Annotated in this window: 22 protein-coding genes; 7 read left to right on the plus strand and 15 right to left on the minus strand. The window is 42.4% G+C overall.

Annotated elements, in window-relative coordinates; all coding sequences use genetic code 11:
* The first annotated feature begins 514 nt into the window (after positions 1-514).
* The 4 genes from ACH19P_RS06535 to ACH19P_RS06550 all read left to right on the plus strand — a co-directional run bounded on the left by ACH19P_RS06535 (position 515) and on the right by ACH19P_RS06550 (position 3,619).
* Positions 515-1,105: a hypothetical protein gene (locus tag ACH19P_RS06535; RefSeq protein WP_462157728.1), complete on the plus strand. Its 591-nt coding sequence runs from the start codon at positions 515-517 to the stop codon at positions 1,103-1,105.
* A gap of 457 nt (positions 1,106-1,562) precedes the next feature.
* Positions 1,563-2,276: a fatty acid metabolism transcriptional regulator FadR gene (gene fadR, locus ACH19P_RS06540; protein ID WP_462157729.1), complete on the plus strand. Its 714-nt coding sequence runs from the start codon at positions 1,563-1,565 to the stop codon at positions 2,274-2,276.
* A 271-nt stretch (positions 2,277-2,547) separates the two neighbouring features.
* Entirely contained in the window at positions 2,548-3,153 is a 606-nt protein-coding gene (locus ACH19P_RS06545; RefSeq protein ID WP_105200693.1) for a peroxiredoxin, read from the plus strand.
* A 118-nt stretch (positions 3,154-3,271) separates the two neighbouring features.
* Positions 3,272-3,619 carry a 2OG-Fe(II) oxygenase gene (locus ACH19P_RS06550; protein WP_462157730.1) on the plus strand — a complete coding sequence of 116 codons (348 nt, stop codon included), beginning with the start codon at positions 3,272-3,274 and terminating at the stop codon, positions 3,617-3,619.
* A gap of 33 nt (positions 3,620-3,652) precedes the next feature.
* Here the strand turns inward: ACH19P_RS06550 and ACH19P_RS06555 are convergent, their stop codons facing one another.
* The 5 genes from ACH19P_RS06555 to ACH19P_RS06575 all read right to left on the minus strand — a co-directional run bounded on the left by ACH19P_RS06555 (position 3,653) and on the right by ACH19P_RS06575 (position 7,930).
* Positions 3,653-5,479 (minus strand): DEAD/DEAH box helicase, encoded by a 1,827-nt coding sequence (locus ACH19P_RS06555; protein ID WP_462157731.1) that lies wholly within the window; start codon positions 5,477-5,479, stop codon positions 3,653-3,655.
* A gap of 233 nt (positions 5,480-5,712) precedes the next feature.
* A complete protein-coding gene (locus ACH19P_RS06560; protein ID WP_347391015.1) occupies positions 5,713-5,979 on the minus strand; it encodes a GrxA family glutaredoxin in 267 nt (88 codons plus the stop codon).
* A gap of 101 nt (positions 5,980-6,080) precedes the next feature.
* The gene (locus ACH19P_RS06565; protein ID WP_347391014.1) at positions 6,081-6,359 is read right to left on the minus strand and encodes a peptidylprolyl isomerase; all 279 of its coding nucleotides are present in this window, start codon (positions 6,357-6,359) and stop codon (positions 6,081-6,083) included.
* A gap of 10 nt (positions 6,360-6,369) precedes the next feature.
* Positions 6,370-7,428 carry a Kelch repeat-containing protein gene (locus tag ACH19P_RS06570; RefSeq protein WP_462157732.1) on the minus strand — a complete coding sequence of 353 codons (1,059 nt, stop codon included), beginning with the start codon at positions 7,426-7,428 and terminating at the stop codon, positions 6,370-6,372.
* Complete coding sequence (locus tag ACH19P_RS06575) at positions 7,409-7,930, minus strand: TlpA family protein disulfide reductase (protein ID WP_462157733.1); 522 nt, start codon at positions 7,928-7,930, stop codon at positions 7,409-7,411. The genes ACH19P_RS06570 and ACH19P_RS06575 overlap by 20 nt, the downstream gene beginning before the upstream one ends.
* A gap of 201 nt (positions 7,931-8,131) precedes the next feature.
* Between ACH19P_RS06575 and ACH19P_RS06580 the strand changes: the two genes are divergently transcribed.
* The 3 genes from ACH19P_RS06580 (at position 8,132) to ACH19P_RS06590 (ending at position 9,620) form a co-directional block, all read left to right on the plus strand.
* On the plus strand, positions 8,132-8,578 hold the full coding sequence (locus tag ACH19P_RS06580) for an Hsp20 family protein (protein ID WP_462157734.1): 447 nt from the start codon (positions 8,132-8,134) through the stop codon (positions 8,576-8,578).
* Positions 8,579-8,666: 88 nt separating this feature from the next.
* Complete coding sequence (locus ACH19P_RS06585; protein WP_462157735.1) at positions 8,667-9,008, plus strand: Fis family transcriptional regulator; 342 nt, start codon at positions 8,667-8,669, stop codon at positions 9,006-9,008.
* A gap of 123 nt (positions 9,009-9,131) precedes the next feature.
* Complete coding sequence (locus ACH19P_RS06590; RefSeq protein WP_462157736.1) at positions 9,132-9,620, plus strand: LabA-like NYN domain-containing protein; 489 nt, start codon at positions 9,132-9,134, stop codon at positions 9,618-9,620.
* Positions 9,621-9,699: 79 nt separating this feature from the next.
* On the opposite strand, the gene ACH19P_RS06595 is transcribed toward ACH19P_RS06590, so the two are convergent.
* The 10 genes from ACH19P_RS06595 to ACH19P_RS06640 form a co-directional block, all read right to left on the minus strand.
* A complete protein-coding gene (locus ACH19P_RS06595; protein ID WP_462157738.1) occupies positions 9,700-10,101 on the minus strand; it encodes a hypothetical protein in 402 nt (133 codons plus the stop codon).
* Between the two features lie 61 nt (positions 10,102-10,162).
* A complete protein-coding gene (locus ACH19P_RS06600; protein WP_462157739.1) occupies positions 10,163-10,453 on the minus strand; it encodes a hypothetical protein in 291 nt (96 codons plus the stop codon).
* A gap of 88 nt (positions 10,454-10,541) precedes the next feature.
* On the minus strand, positions 10,542-10,859 hold the full coding sequence (locus ACH19P_RS06605; protein ID WP_462157740.1) for a hypothetical protein: 318 nt from the start codon (positions 10,857-10,859) through the stop codon (positions 10,542-10,544).
* A gap of 132 nt (positions 10,860-10,991) precedes the next feature.
* On the minus strand, positions 10,992-11,330 hold the full coding sequence (locus ACH19P_RS06610) for a hypothetical protein (protein ID WP_347392892.1): 339 nt from the start codon (positions 11,328-11,330) through the stop codon (positions 10,992-10,994).
* 59 nt (positions 11,331-11,389) lie between these two features.
* Positions 11,390-11,749 (minus strand): hypothetical protein, encoded by a 360-nt coding sequence (locus tag ACH19P_RS06615; RefSeq protein WP_462157741.1) that lies wholly within the window; start codon positions 11,747-11,749, stop codon positions 11,390-11,392.
* A 105-nt stretch (positions 11,750-11,854) separates the two neighbouring features.
* Positions 11,855-12,310, minus strand: a complete 456-nt coding sequence (locus ACH19P_RS06620) for a hypothetical protein (protein ID WP_462157742.1) — start codon at positions 12,308-12,310, stop codon at positions 11,855-11,857.
* A gap of 117 nt (positions 12,311-12,427) precedes the next feature.
* A complete protein-coding gene (locus tag ACH19P_RS06625) occupies positions 12,428-12,901 on the minus strand; it encodes a hypothetical protein (protein WP_462157743.1) in 474 nt (157 codons plus the stop codon).
* Positions 12,898-13,134: an ECs_2282 family putative zinc-binding protein gene (locus tag ACH19P_RS06630; protein ID WP_462157744.1), complete on the minus strand. Its 237-nt coding sequence runs from the start codon at positions 13,132-13,134 to the stop codon at positions 12,898-12,900. The genes ACH19P_RS06625 and ACH19P_RS06630 overlap by 4 nt, the downstream gene beginning before the upstream one ends.
* 111 nt (positions 13,135-13,245) lie before the next feature.
* The gene (locus ACH19P_RS06635; protein WP_462157745.1) at positions 13,246-13,518 is read right to left on the minus strand and encodes a hypothetical protein; all 273 of its coding nucleotides are present in this window, start codon (positions 13,516-13,518) and stop codon (positions 13,246-13,248) included.
* Positions 13,519-13,644: 126 nt separating this feature from the next.
* Positions 13,645-13,977 (minus strand): hypothetical protein, encoded by a 333-nt coding sequence (locus ACH19P_RS06640; RefSeq protein ID WP_462157746.1) that lies wholly within the window; start codon positions 13,975-13,977, stop codon positions 13,645-13,647.
* Positions 13,978-14,374 lie beyond the last annotated feature (397 nt).

Genomic DNA, 14,374 nt, shown 5'->3' on the forward strand with positions numbered 1-14,374 from the left:
CAATGACGACAGCATTCAATCAGATCGTGCCAATTAATCGTTCAGTATTGAAACGAAGCGTTCATCTGTTGTTTCTCTATCTCATTTTCTATTGGGAAGGCAGAGGGGAAGTGAATTTGGCTACAATCATGTCTGCTGAGTATAGTGTGGTAATACCTAAGGTAATCCAAAGAATCAAAGTATGTTTTTGTTCGTGACTCACTTTTGCCCCAAAAAGAGTTAACATAATTGCTCTTGAGGTCTGCTTTAAGCGAACATTGATTATTGTCTTTTGATGCTTTTTTACATTTGACCTTTCCCCCAGAATTTACATCTTTTCCCCTATATTCAGGAAAATAAGCAATTTGCGCATATATATCGTCAGACCACTTTATCAATTTAAAAATATTTTGTTAGCTAGCAAAAGGTTAGCCAATTTGATAAAAACGTAGTAATCAGAAAGTGAGCAGTTGTGCGGTAGAAATATGCGCGATTTGCGCACTATTAAATTGTTACATTCAAAGGAAGGATCGGCGTGTTCAATAAATTTTTGAGTGGATTAGTGTTTGGTAGCGGTTTTGCAATAGCCTTTGTTTTTATTGCATATTTAGGTCTACAAGTGATCCTTCCGGCTGTAATAAATAGCTCTAACAAAACTCCTGAATTTAATGATTCAAATTCAGCAGAGATCATAGAACAGGAGTCATCATCTACTCCTAAAATGACAACCAATAACGATTTCAAATTATATAAAAACTCTAGCGCAAAGATGGAAGTGCCAGCAGGTGGCGGAATTTTATCAATAGCTTCAATAAATACTCCTGCTGGAAATAAATTTCCTAGTACCTATCAGCTTTGGATTACAGAATCAGAGTTTTGGCAGGTTAAAACGAATGAAGAAAATGTAGAAATTGAACAACTTAAATATCCGACCGTTTTGCCAATAGATGCCGTTGACGCCACGATGAGAAACCAAGTTGGATACGCTATGAGTACAATGACAGTTCATTCCGAAGCTATTACATCTTTAAAAATGGGTAAGGGTTCATGGCACGATAAGGACATGAACGGAAAAACTAAAATAACAAAAGAAGGTGTTGTATTTATTCAACCTAATGAATTTTGAATATAACAAGTCAATTATTTGTGGGACGTCTAAAGCTTGGCTGACGCTCATTCTTCGCTAATTTTAGCCAAGCTTTTTACGCCCCATATTGAGGCGTTACCGCGCTCCGCTATTGGCACTTACGCGAAATTCGGCTGTGAGCACAAAGCCACCTTCTAAGGCTTACATAAATTGCGCAGCATAGAAACCATCAAACAAACTTCTTCTGCACATTTTCATCGCTTTTTAGCCATGCTCATTTACCCATCAGCTCCTACAGCCAGTACTTCTAGTTCTAATATTTAAGGGCTACGCATTGGTGTTACTCTCTAATCAAAATCTCATCGTGCCGCAGATTCTCATTTTGAATGGCACTCGCCAAAATCATTAGATCGAAGTTTTCTTGTTAGTTGCTAATCATCTGGTACAATCAGTCTGATAACTAGAATGAATTAATCCGTAGTGAAGTGGACGTTGAATGAGAATTTTTAAAGCAAAAAGCCCAGCTGGATTCGCTGAGGAGTACATAGTTGAGTCCATCTGGAATGGTGAGTTTCCGCCAGGCTCGATTCTTCCTGCCGAACGTGAGCTATCAGAGCTGATAGGCGTCACTCGCACGACACTACGTGAAGTATTGCAGCGCCTAGCCCGCGATGGTTGGTTAACGATTCAACACGGTAAGCCTACACGCGTAAACAACTTTTGGGAAACATCAGGTCTTAACATCCTTGAGACGCTGGCACGCCTAGATGAAGATAAAATGCCTGAATTGACTGACCAGTTACTTTCAGCGCGCACTAACTTGAGTGCAATTTACATGCGTGCGGCGATCAAAATTAACCCAGAGCGTGTAAAAGAAATCGTTGCAGAGAGTGATACGGTAGAAGATACCGGCCAAGCGTTTGCGGACTATGATTATTGGGTTCACCACCAGTTAGCAAGTGCGGGCAATAATAAGATTTACGTATTGATCCTCAATGGCTTCAAAGGGTTCTACTCAAAAATTGGTGGCCATTACTTCTCAGACCCACGTACGCGTGAGTTGGCTCGTCAGTTTTATTTAGATTTGGCTGAGTTAGCAGACAAGCATGACCACGATGGTGCAATTACGTTAATGCGTCGCTACGGTCATCAGAGCGGCCTAATTTGGCAAGAAATTCGCTCTGACATGCCAGAGAATATTATGGATTAATGAATAGCCCGCTTAAGCGGGCTTTTTTGTGCCTAACAATCGACTCATTTCATCATCATTTTTATCGATTGCTGCTATCGTTAAATGCGATTGTTCTTTTGCACGCTAGCTCAGTAACATAGCGCCTAAGAATAAATGCATGTTTTTTTTGTTTGAGGGTTGTTTTTCAACGGCTCAGCACTATATCTATGTGCAGGAAAAAATACAGACGAGGCGATGTCGTCGCCTCTGTCGCAAAGTACGATAAACTCAAACTATTTTGGAGAATAAAATGGGTGTATTAGTAGGCCGCAAGGCACCAGACTTTACAGCTGCAGCAGTGCTAGGTAATGGCGAAATCGTAGACGGTTACAACCTTCACGAGACAATCAAAGGCAAGAAAGCAGTTATCTTTTTCTACCCACTTGATTTCACTTTCGTTTGTCCTTCAGAGCTAATCGCTTTCGACAAGCGTTATGAAGAGTTCCAAAAGCGTGGCGTTGAAGTAATCGGTGTTTCTATCGATTCACAATTCTCACACAACGCATGGCGTAACACTGCTGTTGCAGACGGTGGTATCGGCCAAGTTAAATACGCACTAGTTGCTGACGTTAAGCACGAAATCTGTCAAGCATACGACGTTGAGCACCCAGAAGCAGGCGTTGCTTTCCGTGGTTCTTTCCTAATCGACGAAGAAGGCACAGTACGTCACCAAGTAGTTAACGACCTACCACTAGGCCGTAACATCGACGAAATGCTTCGCATGGTTGACGCGCTAGCGTTCCACAGTGAGCACGGTGAAGTATGTCCAGCTGGTTGGACTGAAGGTAAAAAAGGTATGGACGCAAGCCCTGAAGGTGTTGCTAAGTTCCTATCTGAAAACGAAGGCGACCTATAAGGTTTCATCCTCGTTTGAAAAACCGCGCTTAGGCGCGGTTTTTTTGTGCCTAACTATTTGCCAAAATCTGAGTTAAACAGCAAGATAGTTTGAATATTAAAGACCAAGGAACCACGTTATGCGTTGGTTAAGGTGGCAAGTAGGCCGCCAATTGTCAGGATACGATAAGATGTTTTTGGCGGGGGCACTGTGGCCTATCAAGTTTGATTGTTATCTGCTGCGCTTTAAACAAGGCAGCTTTATTAAGCGCCATACAGACACAGTTGCAACAGGCCGCCACTATCGCCTCAACATAGTCATAAAAGCGGCCAAGAAGGGCGGTGAGTTCGAATGCGAGCAACCTATTTATACCAGTAGGCGTATCAAGCTATTTCGGCCAGATATTAACGCGCATGCCGTTACCTTGGTGGAAGATGGTACGCGCTATGTATTCAGCGTTGGTTGGATACGCGGCGATAAGGCATAAAAAAACCGCCCTTAGGCGGTTTTCTAATTTTGCTTATTGAAAGCTTACAGCGCGACGCTCTTTGCGTGGACCACGGCTTTTAGCATTTGGGTCACGGAAACTGCGTTTCTTGCCTTCGTTGCGATCGTTACGCTCGCGTGGAGGACGTGAATCACGTTGCTCGCGTGGCGCGTTCGCTTCACTTGGGCTAAGTGTTAGCTTCATTGGGCGCTTACAGATGAAAACTTTCTGGAAGTGCGCAACTTTCTCAGCTGGCATACCTTGAGGTAGCTCAACAGTGCTGTGAGCATCAAACAAACGGATGTCGCCGATGAACTTGCTTGAGATGTCAGCTTCATTGGCAATCGCACCAACGATGTTTTTAACTTGCACACCGTGTTCACGACCCACATCGATACGGTACGTATCCATTGGCATGTTTGACTCACGGCGTTCGCGACGAGGTTTGTCGCCGTCACGACGGCTGCGATCACCACGTTCGCCACGCTCAGAACGCTCACCACGACGGTCATTACGCTCGCCGCGCTCAGAACGCTCACGCGCTTGAATTTCTTCAACTTTAAGCGGAGTTTGTTGCTGTGCTAGGCAAAGTAGCGCAGCAGCTAGCTCGCTTTGGCTTAGCTGTAGCTTGTTACCGATAGAGCTTGCAACTTGGGCAAAGAACTCGCTGTCTTTGTGCTCAAGTGCCGCTGCAATCTTAAGTTCAAGTGCATCGATACGCTTTTGCTCAACCATTTTCGCGCTTGGAAGTTGTACTTCAGCAATGTCGCTCTTAGTGTGACGCACAATGTTTTTAAGCAAGTAACGCTCGTTACCTTTAACGAACAAAATCGCTTTACCTTGACGACCAGCACGACCTGTACGGCCGATACGGTGAACGTATGCTTCGCTGTCTTGAGGGATATCGTAGTTAACAACGAGGCTAATGCGTTCTACGTCAAGACCACGAGCAGCAACGTCTGTTGCGATAACGATGTCTAATAAACCATTTTTCAAGCGATCAACAGTGCGTTCACGTGCTTGCTGGTTCATATCACCATTAAGTGGTGCAGCTGAGAAGCCTTCACGCTCAAGTAGCTCAGCTAGTTGAACGGTATCGTTACGAGTACGCACGAATACGATAGCAGCGTCAAAGTTTTCCGCTTCTAGGAAGCGTACAATTGCTTTGTTCTTGTGAACGCGTGCTTGCCAGTATACTTGCTCGATAGTTGATACAGTGCTGTTACGCGGAGTAATGCGTACTTGCTCAGCATTTTGCAAATAGGTGTTACAGATAGACTGGATCTGTTTTGGCATCGTTGCAGAGAACAAACACGTTTGTTTGGTTTCTGGCGTTTGTGCCATGATGCTTTCAACGTCATCGATGAAGCCCATGCGTAGCATTTCGTCAGCTTCGTCAAGCACAAGCGCGCTCAAACGTGATAAGTCGATTGACTTACGGCTGATGTGGTCAAGCAAACGACCAGGTGTTGCTACGATGATTTGTGCGCCACGACGAAGTGCACTTAGCTGGATACCGTAGCTTTGGCCACCGTATAGTGCGAGTACTTCAACGCCCTTAGTGAACTGCGCGTACTGTTCGAATGCTTCAGCTACCTGAATAGCAAGCTCACGAGTAGGAGTAAGTACAAGGATCTGTGGATACTTGGCATCAGCATCGATGTTGTTTAATAAAGGCAATGCAAAGGCAGCAGTTTTACCTGTACCTGTTTGCGCCATACCCAAGACATCCTTTTTGTCGAGTAAAAGGGGAATACACTGGGTCTGGATCTCTGATGGAGTCTCATAACCCAACTTATCCACTGCTTTCAAGATTGCAGGTGAAAGGTTCAACGACTCAAAGGTGACTTGTTCTGACATTAAAACGCCTTAAGGAATTCAAAGAGGCGCGCATTGTACAGGAATGAACCAGTAATTGCTTGTATAAATTGAAACTATTTCCTATGTACTTGGTTTTGTATGAAATTTAACCAACCCGAAAATGCGTTATTAACTCTTTGTTGACAAAAGTGTGTGTTTTTAGCGACTTGGGGGGGCTGACAAAGGTGTGAAAAAAATAGAAAAAGCCGAGTTATTAGCTCGGCTTTTCAAATTTACTCTTGGTACAAGCCAAGGTTTGCTTTGGCGTATGCTTCGAACTCTGTGAAGCCACCAATGTGCGTTTGGTCGATAAAAATTTGCGGCACGGTTTCACACGGTTTGCCAGCAGATTTTTCTAGGTCAGCTTTGCTGATCCCTTCTTTAATAATATCGACGTAGCGGAATTTAAAATCATCGCGTTGCTCAGTTAGTTTTTCAGCAACTTCCTTTGCACGAACGCAGAAAGGACACCCATCACGACCAAAAATTACAGTTAGCATATTCTCTCCAGTGCTTTACTTTAATGTATGCCTAGCAGTGTAACGAGGTTCCAGTACGAGGTAAAATAATGAAAACCGATTCGCGTGTTCGTAAAAAGCGATTAACTGCGATAAACGGTTTTGATTAAGTGATAACCAAACTGGGTTTTAACTGGCCCATGCACTTCGAACAGGGGCTTTTTGAACACTACGTCTTCAAAGGCTTTGACCATAGTACCGCGTTGGAACTCGCCTAAATCGCCGCCGCGCTTTTTAGAAGGGCACGTGGAATACTGTTTAGCTAGCTTATTAAAATCGCCACCCTTATCTAATTTAGCTTTAATTGCTAAACACTCTTCTTTGCTTTTAACCAGAATATGGTAGGCGCATGCTTTGGCCATTTGTTAACTCCTAAAATGTATATCGATAGGGGGTTACAACATCGAGAACCTGTTGTTTCTCACCCATGCCGCCGATGCGATAGGCCACACCCTCATATTCAAGCAAGCCACGGTGGTCCATGGTGGCTTTAAGCGCGTGTTCTTGGCGTTGCCATTTGTTGCTGTTTATATCAAAGCGCCATACTTGGCTCGACGGTGAACTTGGCTTGCCATTATACCCGATACCATCGTAGTTGTATGGATTGGGTGAGCCACCGATAAACACGATGTGACCGTTGATTGTGCCTGCTGCCATACGGTAATGCGCTTTACCTGTTGGGTGCGCAAGGCTGTGCCACGACACCTTAGTTGGGTTTTGCGGGTCAATAATGCCTTTTAGGCATTGGGCTTTGGCGTCAAAACCTCGGCGTTTATCAGCAAAGGCGATGGTTTTAACACCATCACACACCACCATGGTATTACCGGTGATGGCACCGGCTTGGCCAAATACGGCATCGCCTAGAAAAGGTGACGCTTGTGACCAGCTGTTGTTGGCAATGTCGTACACTTGCACCAAATTCACATTGCCATCATTGTGCCAGCCACTAATCAGATAGATGTATTGGTTGTTGTAATTGAGCGCGACGCTGTCATCAACAGGCACTGGCATGCTGGCTAGTTTAAGGTATTCATCTTTTTGTACATCGAAACGATACACATCAGGCACTGAGATTTCAGTGTGATCTTGTGCCACTGTGTAACCACCAAAAATATAGGCATATTCACCTACACCCACAGCGGTAGCGGCAAGGCGGCCTTTTAGTTGCGTTGATGCGGGCACGGCTTTCATTGCTTTCCAATTGCCTTTGCCAACGTTCAGTGCCCACACTTTGTTGTGCGCATCTGCGTGTGTTTTGCCGCTTGCCAACCCCATAAAACTCAAAAAAAAGTGACCGTCAGGGGTATCCACCTGTGCAACTGCGTTATTACTCACAGGCTCTGGCAGTGCAGGAAGCTCGAGTGCGAGTACGGGATACGACGCTGCGACGAGAACATTGACACACAGCCCTTTAATCAATCTTTTTAGCATTTATCTTGCCTCTAAATTTAATGCCGAGTTCGCTTGAATAGCCCATTGAACGGGCAGTGATTGATAGCGATTCATCTATTACATAATAGGTGGGAAACGCGGATATTTTATATTGCTTCGCGGTATTTGTGCTACCTAAAAGTATAGGCATGTTGAGCTGCATTTGAGACACAAAATCAGCGACTTGCTCTTTTGATTCATAATCCAGCGCGATGGCAATCGCGTTGATGTCTCCGTCATCCATCGCAGCTTGCAAATTGGGCATGGATAATTTGCAAATTGAACACCAGGGCGCGAAGAAATACACCACCGTCGTTTGCCCTTGCAGGGATTTAATCGTAAATCGTTGCTCGCCATTGAGCTGCTCAAGTGAAAAATACGGGGCAGGGGAGTCGTCAACAGGCAACATATTGCGCTGTTGGAATGCACTCACACCGTAAAATACAATCAGGATGATAAAAATTTGAAAAAAAGTTTTCTTCATTAATTTCTTTATATTCATGTGGTTATTTTAAATAGACCGAATTTCTTTAAAAATAATTTGGCAATTTCTCTTGAAAAGAATTTGCCCGTCCATACATATGATTATGAGGACGCCGTAAAGGGTCCCAACCAAACTAAAGTTATTGATATTTATACATAAAAGTTGTTTGTTCAAGAGAAAAACAACGACCAATATTGCTTAAAATTTGAGGATATTATTATGCGTACAGTAGACCTTTCTCCACTATATCGTTCATTCATCGGTTTTGACCACCTTGCATCATTAATGGATGCGGCGGCACGCACCGACAAACAACCTAGCTACCCTCCATATAACATCGAGGCGTTAGGTAAAGACCAATACAGAATTACCATGGCAGTAGCGGGCTTTAGCGGCGAAGAGTTGACCATTGAGTCAGAGAACAACACGCTGAAAGTCACCGGTACTAAAGCCGATAAAGACGCCAAAGAAGAGCGCAATTTTATTCACCAAGGTATTGCCGAGCGCAACTTTGAGCGCAAGTTCCAACTTGGTGACCACGTTAAAGTGCTCGGCGCAGACCTAGCCAACGGCCTGCTTGTTATCGACCTAGAGCGTGAAATTCCAGAAGCCTTGAAGCCACGTAAAATTGAAATTGGCAAAGGCAACTTACTAGAAAGTAAGTAATCAGTTAAGATATCTCCCTGTGATGCGCCGCCCTTTTTGGGCGGCTTTTTCGTGTTTAAGTTTTAGCTCAGTATTTAAGGTGCCTACATTGACGAAAACAGATAAAAAACGCGATAAACAACTGCGCGAGTTATTAACTGAGTTATGTGAACATCACTGTAAAGCTGTTGCTGGTTTTAGTTGGTTAACGCACCACATTGACTGGAAAAATCCGCAAGCAAGTCTCACGCTCACCCTCATTTTCGAGCAAGATGCACAACTAGATGCGTTTATGGGCGCTCGCGAGCGCAGTCAGCTTGAGGGTGAGATTCAAAGTACTTTAAAGTCAGTTGGGCTCATCCTGAAAAACACCACCAAACAGCTTAAATACGACACCGAAGAGCAGTGCCAGTTGCATCATCAAGGTAATTGGGCAAAACGCCTGCGCTGAAAACGCACTATTACCGGCAATGAGTCTTTTGGTACAAGCTTCTCAACACTGTGTGTTACAGTGATGCCTGTTATCAGTTAACCGCACCCGAGCAACCCACTTATACGAACAAGGACAGTGATCATGACCTCGTCAAAACCAACAGCTGCTATTTTTGTGGACGTGCAAAACATCTATTACACCTGCCGTGAAAGCCACAGACGTAATTTTGATTACAATGCGTTTTGGCGTGAAGTGAGCAACCAATACGACATTCAACATGCGTTTGCCTACGCCATTGACCGAGGGGACGCCAAGCAGCGGGAATTCCAAAATATCCTGCGTGCGATTGGTTTTGAGGTAAAGCTCAAACCGTTTATTCAACGTGCCGACGGCTCAGCCAAAGGTGACTGGGATGTAGGTATTACCCTCGATGCCATTGAATATGGCAGCCAAACCGACACCGCTATTTTACTCTCAGGGGATGGCGACTTTGACTTACTCGCAAAAAAGCTGCGTGACGAAAAAGGCAAAAGAGTAGAAGTGTACAGCTGCGAAAAGCTCACCGCAGCGTCATTAATTAACGCTGCAAGTTACTTTCGTGCGATTGACGAGACATTATTGCTTGGTTGAATAATTTGGAACGCATAACGCTGTGGTAACCTCCATGACTATGTGCTCGCGTGAACCACCACATATTATGTACCATGTTTTACACTTCCGTGGTGACTTTCTTATCCTTGGCGAATATAGCAAAGTACATAAAGTATGACCCCAACCCTGTATAGAGCAAAACAAGGGTGTAATACATAAATGAATCTTCTTCCCTTGTATACTTTTGGCTTTTTCCAGCAATTACACCGTCCAGATAACCCGTCACACCTAAGTAGAAAATAATAGCCGCTATTGCAAAAACGAATATCCGCCCGCCAGTGCCCAACTTTTTTTGCTCACGTGATTTACTTTGCTGTTCACTGGGCTTTGGGTTTTGGCTTGACCGTTTTTGTATTTCATTCTGAATCGTCACTAAGCGCTCAGGATGGGCATCCTTATCTATCGTTGCTAACGCTTCATGAAGCTCTTCGAGTGAGTAACTCGGGTAATTTGGTTCCATTTAATACTTCTCCTTGTGGGTGAACGCGTGTTTTCTGCGTGGCGTTATCGAGCTGAGTTACTTAGTGGTGTGTTGATGGCGCATTTATTAATTTCTTCCCTTTGCAGTAGCAGCCTATAAAGGTCAAAGCACAGGCTGTTTTAAGCACTAAGAGTTCAAACGGTTTCCACCACGCGCCAGTCTCAGCTTCGATAATGTCAGATATTCCGAATAGAATAAACGCGACGCTCGCAATGAGAAGAACTTTTAACCACTGACTCTCCGTGCGTTTATTAAACGCCGTAATGAGCATTCCCAGACCAATGATGAACCACAAGCCAGCTTCAATATAGTTGAATGTTTCTATTGTCATAGTTAACGCTGCGCTCAGTTGCTAGATATACTTGGTAGATTGATCACGAGCCTTTCAAAAACAAAGTCAAAAATATGAAGCTCCGCTGTTACGTTTTATCAGTTACTTCTTTAATCATGTTTATCAACGTTTCTGCTTCTTGTTTTGAGAGTCTTATGGGTGTCATACTTGCTGCTAGCTTAGCATTATCAGAAAGCTCTATACCAACTTGCTTAGTGCCACTCTTTGTCTCGATTAAATGTACGCGAATTGCGGTCTTTTTTATTCCTTGAGTTTGAGTGATTTCGTCATTTGCTGTATGCACAATTTTTCCACCAAGCATTAGCCCTTTGTCAGTTTTGGAGAACATTGACCAAAGAACAAACCCCATAAATCCAAAGAATATCAATAATAAAATAGTATCCATCTAAATTTCTCGAGTTCTCAAAACGCCTCGTTAAGAGCCAGTAAATTAACGAGTTATACTTTAGCGAAGAAGCGGTTATAGATTAACTATTTTTATCTTTATCGCTTCATCGGCTTGTTTAGTGACGACTATTTATTTACTTTGCAAATCTTGAAGCCTTTCCCACAACGACCTTGCTTGTTTTAAGTCCTCTTCACAAGGCAATGATATCGGATGCTCAGGGTCTTCATATTTTTTCTTCAAATGTCTAAACGTTTCTAATCCTAAATAAGACGGATGAAGATTATGGAAGTTTCTACCGATGAGTTCCTGTAATTCGAAGTTACTTGAAATTAGCTCCTTCAACATTGAAGTGTATAGTTTTCTGTCTTCAACCTTAACCAATCCACTAAGAATTCGAGAAAGGTTTTCAATAGCGACTAAATTTCTCGCAATCTGTTCAAGTATTTTTTTTGCATCTCTATTATCCAATGTAACTCCAACACCCTGTTGAGCTTGCTAAAATGTCTTCCGAAGGCTCGAGCAAGCGATTACGAGATCTTCTTATACTTCTTGTTAGGTTTACTTTTATAAACAAAAATAAAGACAAGAACAAAGTGAATAAGTAATAACCACAACAAAATAAAATCAAATGCGCTGTAGAATTCAATCGTCGCATCTAAAACTTCGGTATTCTTATATTGTTCCGACTTGATATCCTCAAGCATTATTTTGGTTAAGCTTCTCAGTGTATCAGTGTCTGCTGTGTCTAAGTTGGCTTCAACATCAGCCAATATGGAATGGTCAACTGATATCGTTGTCGCATCTTCAACTATCATTGGTAAGTACAATGAAAAAAGAGAATATCCAATCAGAGATAAACTAGAGATTATGACCAACCATTTATGCACAATACTTCCTGTAAAGCTAACGCCCAGTTTATGGGCAGATTAATGTTTGGCTAAACTGTGTAGCGTAGCGGAACCAACAGTTACGAGTCCCATTTCAGTGGCTTGTTAGAAGCCGTCTCTTCGTTGTTCTTTTGAGGGATCATGTGGCTTTACATTACCACCTTGAGTAGCTTTATTTACGTAACCTAAGTCAGTTTCAATTTCTACGTGAACCAAGTAAGGTGTGCCTAATGCAGAGCGCCAGTAGTGATATTTTTCCTGATATTCTTGATTAAAGCTAAACTTAGCTGAAACTGCCTCAACCCATTCATTTGGGAGTTTATGTGCGTTAAGCATTCGATTCATTTCGGACTTCATCGACTGGCACATATCTACCAGTAAAGGTGAACTGATGTCGCCCTTACAATTTATTAAGTCTAGCGAGATTGCATCAACTCCATGCTCTTGCGCTAGAGTAAATAACTGACCTACAGCCCAATAGCCTTGATAATCATTATTTCGACCACTCAGCAATTCTGCGAGATTTCTCACAATCCCTTTAAATTCTCTACGACGAGGCATAAGTTCTCATTAGCTTCAAACGCCCGCATAATATGCGGATTAAGCTTGGCTAAAATTAGCGAAGAATGAGCGCCAGCCAAGCTTTAGACGTCATTTTTTATGCGCTTGTTACACGTGCTATATAGTAGGCCAAAAAATTTCTTCATATTTCTCACCACTCTCATTTTCCCAGGTTAACTTAACTTGGTACTTTCTAGGGCTTCCCATATGTATTGCTGCTAAAAGTTTAACTCTTGAGTTTGGCTTTAACTCTTGATGAGGGAACTTATCTTTGAGGTCGTGAGATGACAAAGGGCTATCTTCGCAGTCAATTAACTCAAAATTGACATTGTAGGCACTACCTTGACCAGTATTGGAAATATAGAAACTATAAGACTTACCTAGCTTAGTGAGATTTACATTAAATTTTGGCTTGGTTTTATTCGATTTCTCTTCCGCAATACTTTCAATTTGAAGCCTAGATAGCTCTGCAGTAACTTTTTCAAGTTCCAACTGCTCTTTTGCTAATTTCCTTGTGCGCGTAAGAGATACTGTTGAAATTATCACAGCCAAAGAAGAAACAAGTAAACTTAAAACTTCAAAATTACTCATTTAAAGCGTCCCTTAAATGCTTTTTTGAGCATTTTTTCAATTTCTGCCTTCGCTTCAGGAATGACGACTTCTTTAGCTTGCTCAATACCTACTTCTTTAAGGTCTGCCAACATGATTTCAAAATGACAGCTATTACATTTCACAAAGTCGTCATCCTTTGGATTCTCTGGCTTCTCAAACTCAATATCTCCACACTGAGGGCACTGGATTGATATGTGGTCAGTTTTAATCACGATGTCACCTTGCACGTGTAACGCCCGCATAATGGGCGGATTAAGCTTGGCTAAAATTAGCGAGGAATGAGCGTCAGCCAAGCTTTAGACGACCATTCATTAATGCGTTTGTTATGCATGCCTTACTGCCAATATGAGCATAAATAAAGGTATTGTAATTGCCGCACCGAACAGGTGAAACCTTGCACTCTTGTATCCCTCTGGATTTTTATCCGGTTTTGTTAAGTCCAAAATTGCAGAAGCAATCCTTGTAGCATTTTCAAATTTTGGAGCCATTTTAAGCCCCAAGATCAGCATTAAACTGGTGAAACCGAAATACATCCAAGCAATAAGACAAATTAGCAATAACACTAAATCAATAGTTCCGATGATATTAACGCTCACCTAGACACCTCAGGATGCATAACGCCCCAATAAGGGGCTGATAATGCTTGGCTAAACTTGTGTAGCGAAGCGGAACTGAGCCAAGCTTTAGCAGTCCCGCGCTTAATTGGCTTGTTATAAAGCATTTTACACAACAGTAAATGAATAGGTTAATTTACAGTCAATGTACTTTAGCATGTGATTAACTACGGCAGGTACATCAACTATATTTGAATCAAATTCAGAAACTATAGAAACGAAAATATCGCACTCTGATATATCTACCATTTGTCGCACATAAAAATCGTTAATCTCGTGAATAGTGTCTTCGGTTAAGGGAATGCAACCAACGTAGTAATTCTTATTTCGAGGCATTTTATAGGTTGCCCCTGAAACTTCTTTAGCCAAAGTATATGCTTGTAACTTATTTAAGTTTAAGAATCTAAAGCTTATATCTACATCAGTAGTTAAATCTTCCACGAAAATCTCGATGCTTTATAACAGCTTATTAGTGCGAATTTCGGATAAAGGAAGTTATCCACAAACTCAAAACTCTGCGCTAAAAAGTTTTTTATTTAATAATACCAATAAGTTATCAGGGGTTTTATCAGTGAGCAAGCCAATATGCGCAGCGCAAAAACGAGCCATTACTTATTAGCGCCTTACTGGGCGCGCTATGTAATTTATTTTATTGTTGGATATCAGATTGTTAGGATTAAAATCTACATAATCGAGCCATTTTTATTCGTTACATAGCGTGCCAAAACTGCGGCACTGTGCAGATTTTTACTTATACGTACTTTCAAAGTAAAAATAGAAAGTCCTTCTTTGGGCCTCGTGTTCAATTCTTTACCTTATTTTTTGCTGTCTCATAGCA

It is taken from the genome of Pseudoalteromonas sp. GB56 (assembly GCF_054923835.1).

Excerpts from the sequence above, each read along its gene's own strand:
- ACH19P_RS06580 (WP_462157734.1), top strand. The coding sequence starts at position 8,132 with ATGCGTACAGTAGACCTTTCTCCACTATATCGTTCATTCATCGGTTTT.
- ACH19P_RS06595 (WP_462157738.1), bottom strand. The coding sequence starts at position 10,101 with ATGGAACCAAATTACCCGAGTTACTCACTCGAAGAGCTTCATGAAGCG.
- ACH19P_RS06605 (WP_462157740.1), bottom strand. The coding sequence starts at position 10,859 with ATGGATACTATTTTATTATTGATATTCTTTGGATTTATGGGGTTTGTT.
- ACH19P_RS06625 (WP_462157743.1), bottom strand. The coding sequence starts at position 12,901 with ATGAGTAATTTTGAAGTTTTAAGTTTACTTGTTTCTTCTTTGGCTGTG.
- ACH19P_RS06590 (WP_462157736.1), top strand. The coding sequence starts at position 9,132 with ATGACCTCGTCAAAACCAACAGCTGCTATTTTTGTGGACGTGCAAAAC.
- ACH19P_RS06600 (WP_462157739.1), bottom strand. The coding sequence starts at position 10,453 with ATGACAATAGAAACATTCAACTATATTGAAGCTGGCTTGTGGTTCATC.
- ACH19P_RS06570 (WP_462157732.1), bottom strand. The coding sequence starts at position 7,428 with ATGCTAAAAAGATTGATTAAAGGGCTGTGTGTCAATGTTCTCGTCGCA.
- ACH19P_RS06620 (WP_462157742.1), bottom strand. The coding sequence starts at position 12,310 with ATGCCTCGTCGTAGAGAATTTAAAGGGATTGTGAGAAATCTCGCAGAA.
- ACH19P_RS06565 (WP_347391014.1), bottom strand. The coding sequence starts at position 6,359 with ATGGCCAAAGCATGCGCCTACCATATTCTGGTTAAAAGCAAAGAAGAG.
- ACH19P_RS06545 (WP_105200693.1), top strand. The coding sequence starts at position 2,548 with ATGGGTGTATTAGTAGGCCGCAAGGCACCAGACTTTACAGCTGCAGCA.
- fadR (WP_462157729.1), top strand. The coding sequence starts at position 1,563 with ATGAGAATTTTTAAAGCAAAAAGCCCAGCTGGATTCGCTGAGGAGTAC.
- ACH19P_RS06575 (WP_462157733.1), bottom strand. The coding sequence starts at position 7,930 with ATGAATATAAAGAAATTAATGAAGAAAACTTTTTTTCAAATTTTTATC.
- ACH19P_RS06550 (WP_462157730.1), top strand. The coding sequence starts at position 3,272 with ATGCGTTGGTTAAGGTGGCAAGTAGGCCGCCAATTGTCAGGATACGAT.
- ACH19P_RS06560 (WP_347391015.1), bottom strand. The coding sequence starts at position 5,979 with ATGCTAACTGTAATTTTTGGTCGTGATGGGTGTCCTTTCTGCGTTCGT.
- ACH19P_RS06555 (WP_462157731.1), bottom strand. The coding sequence starts at position 5,479 with ATGTCAGAACAAGTCACCTTTGAGTCGTTGAACCTTTCACCTGCAATC.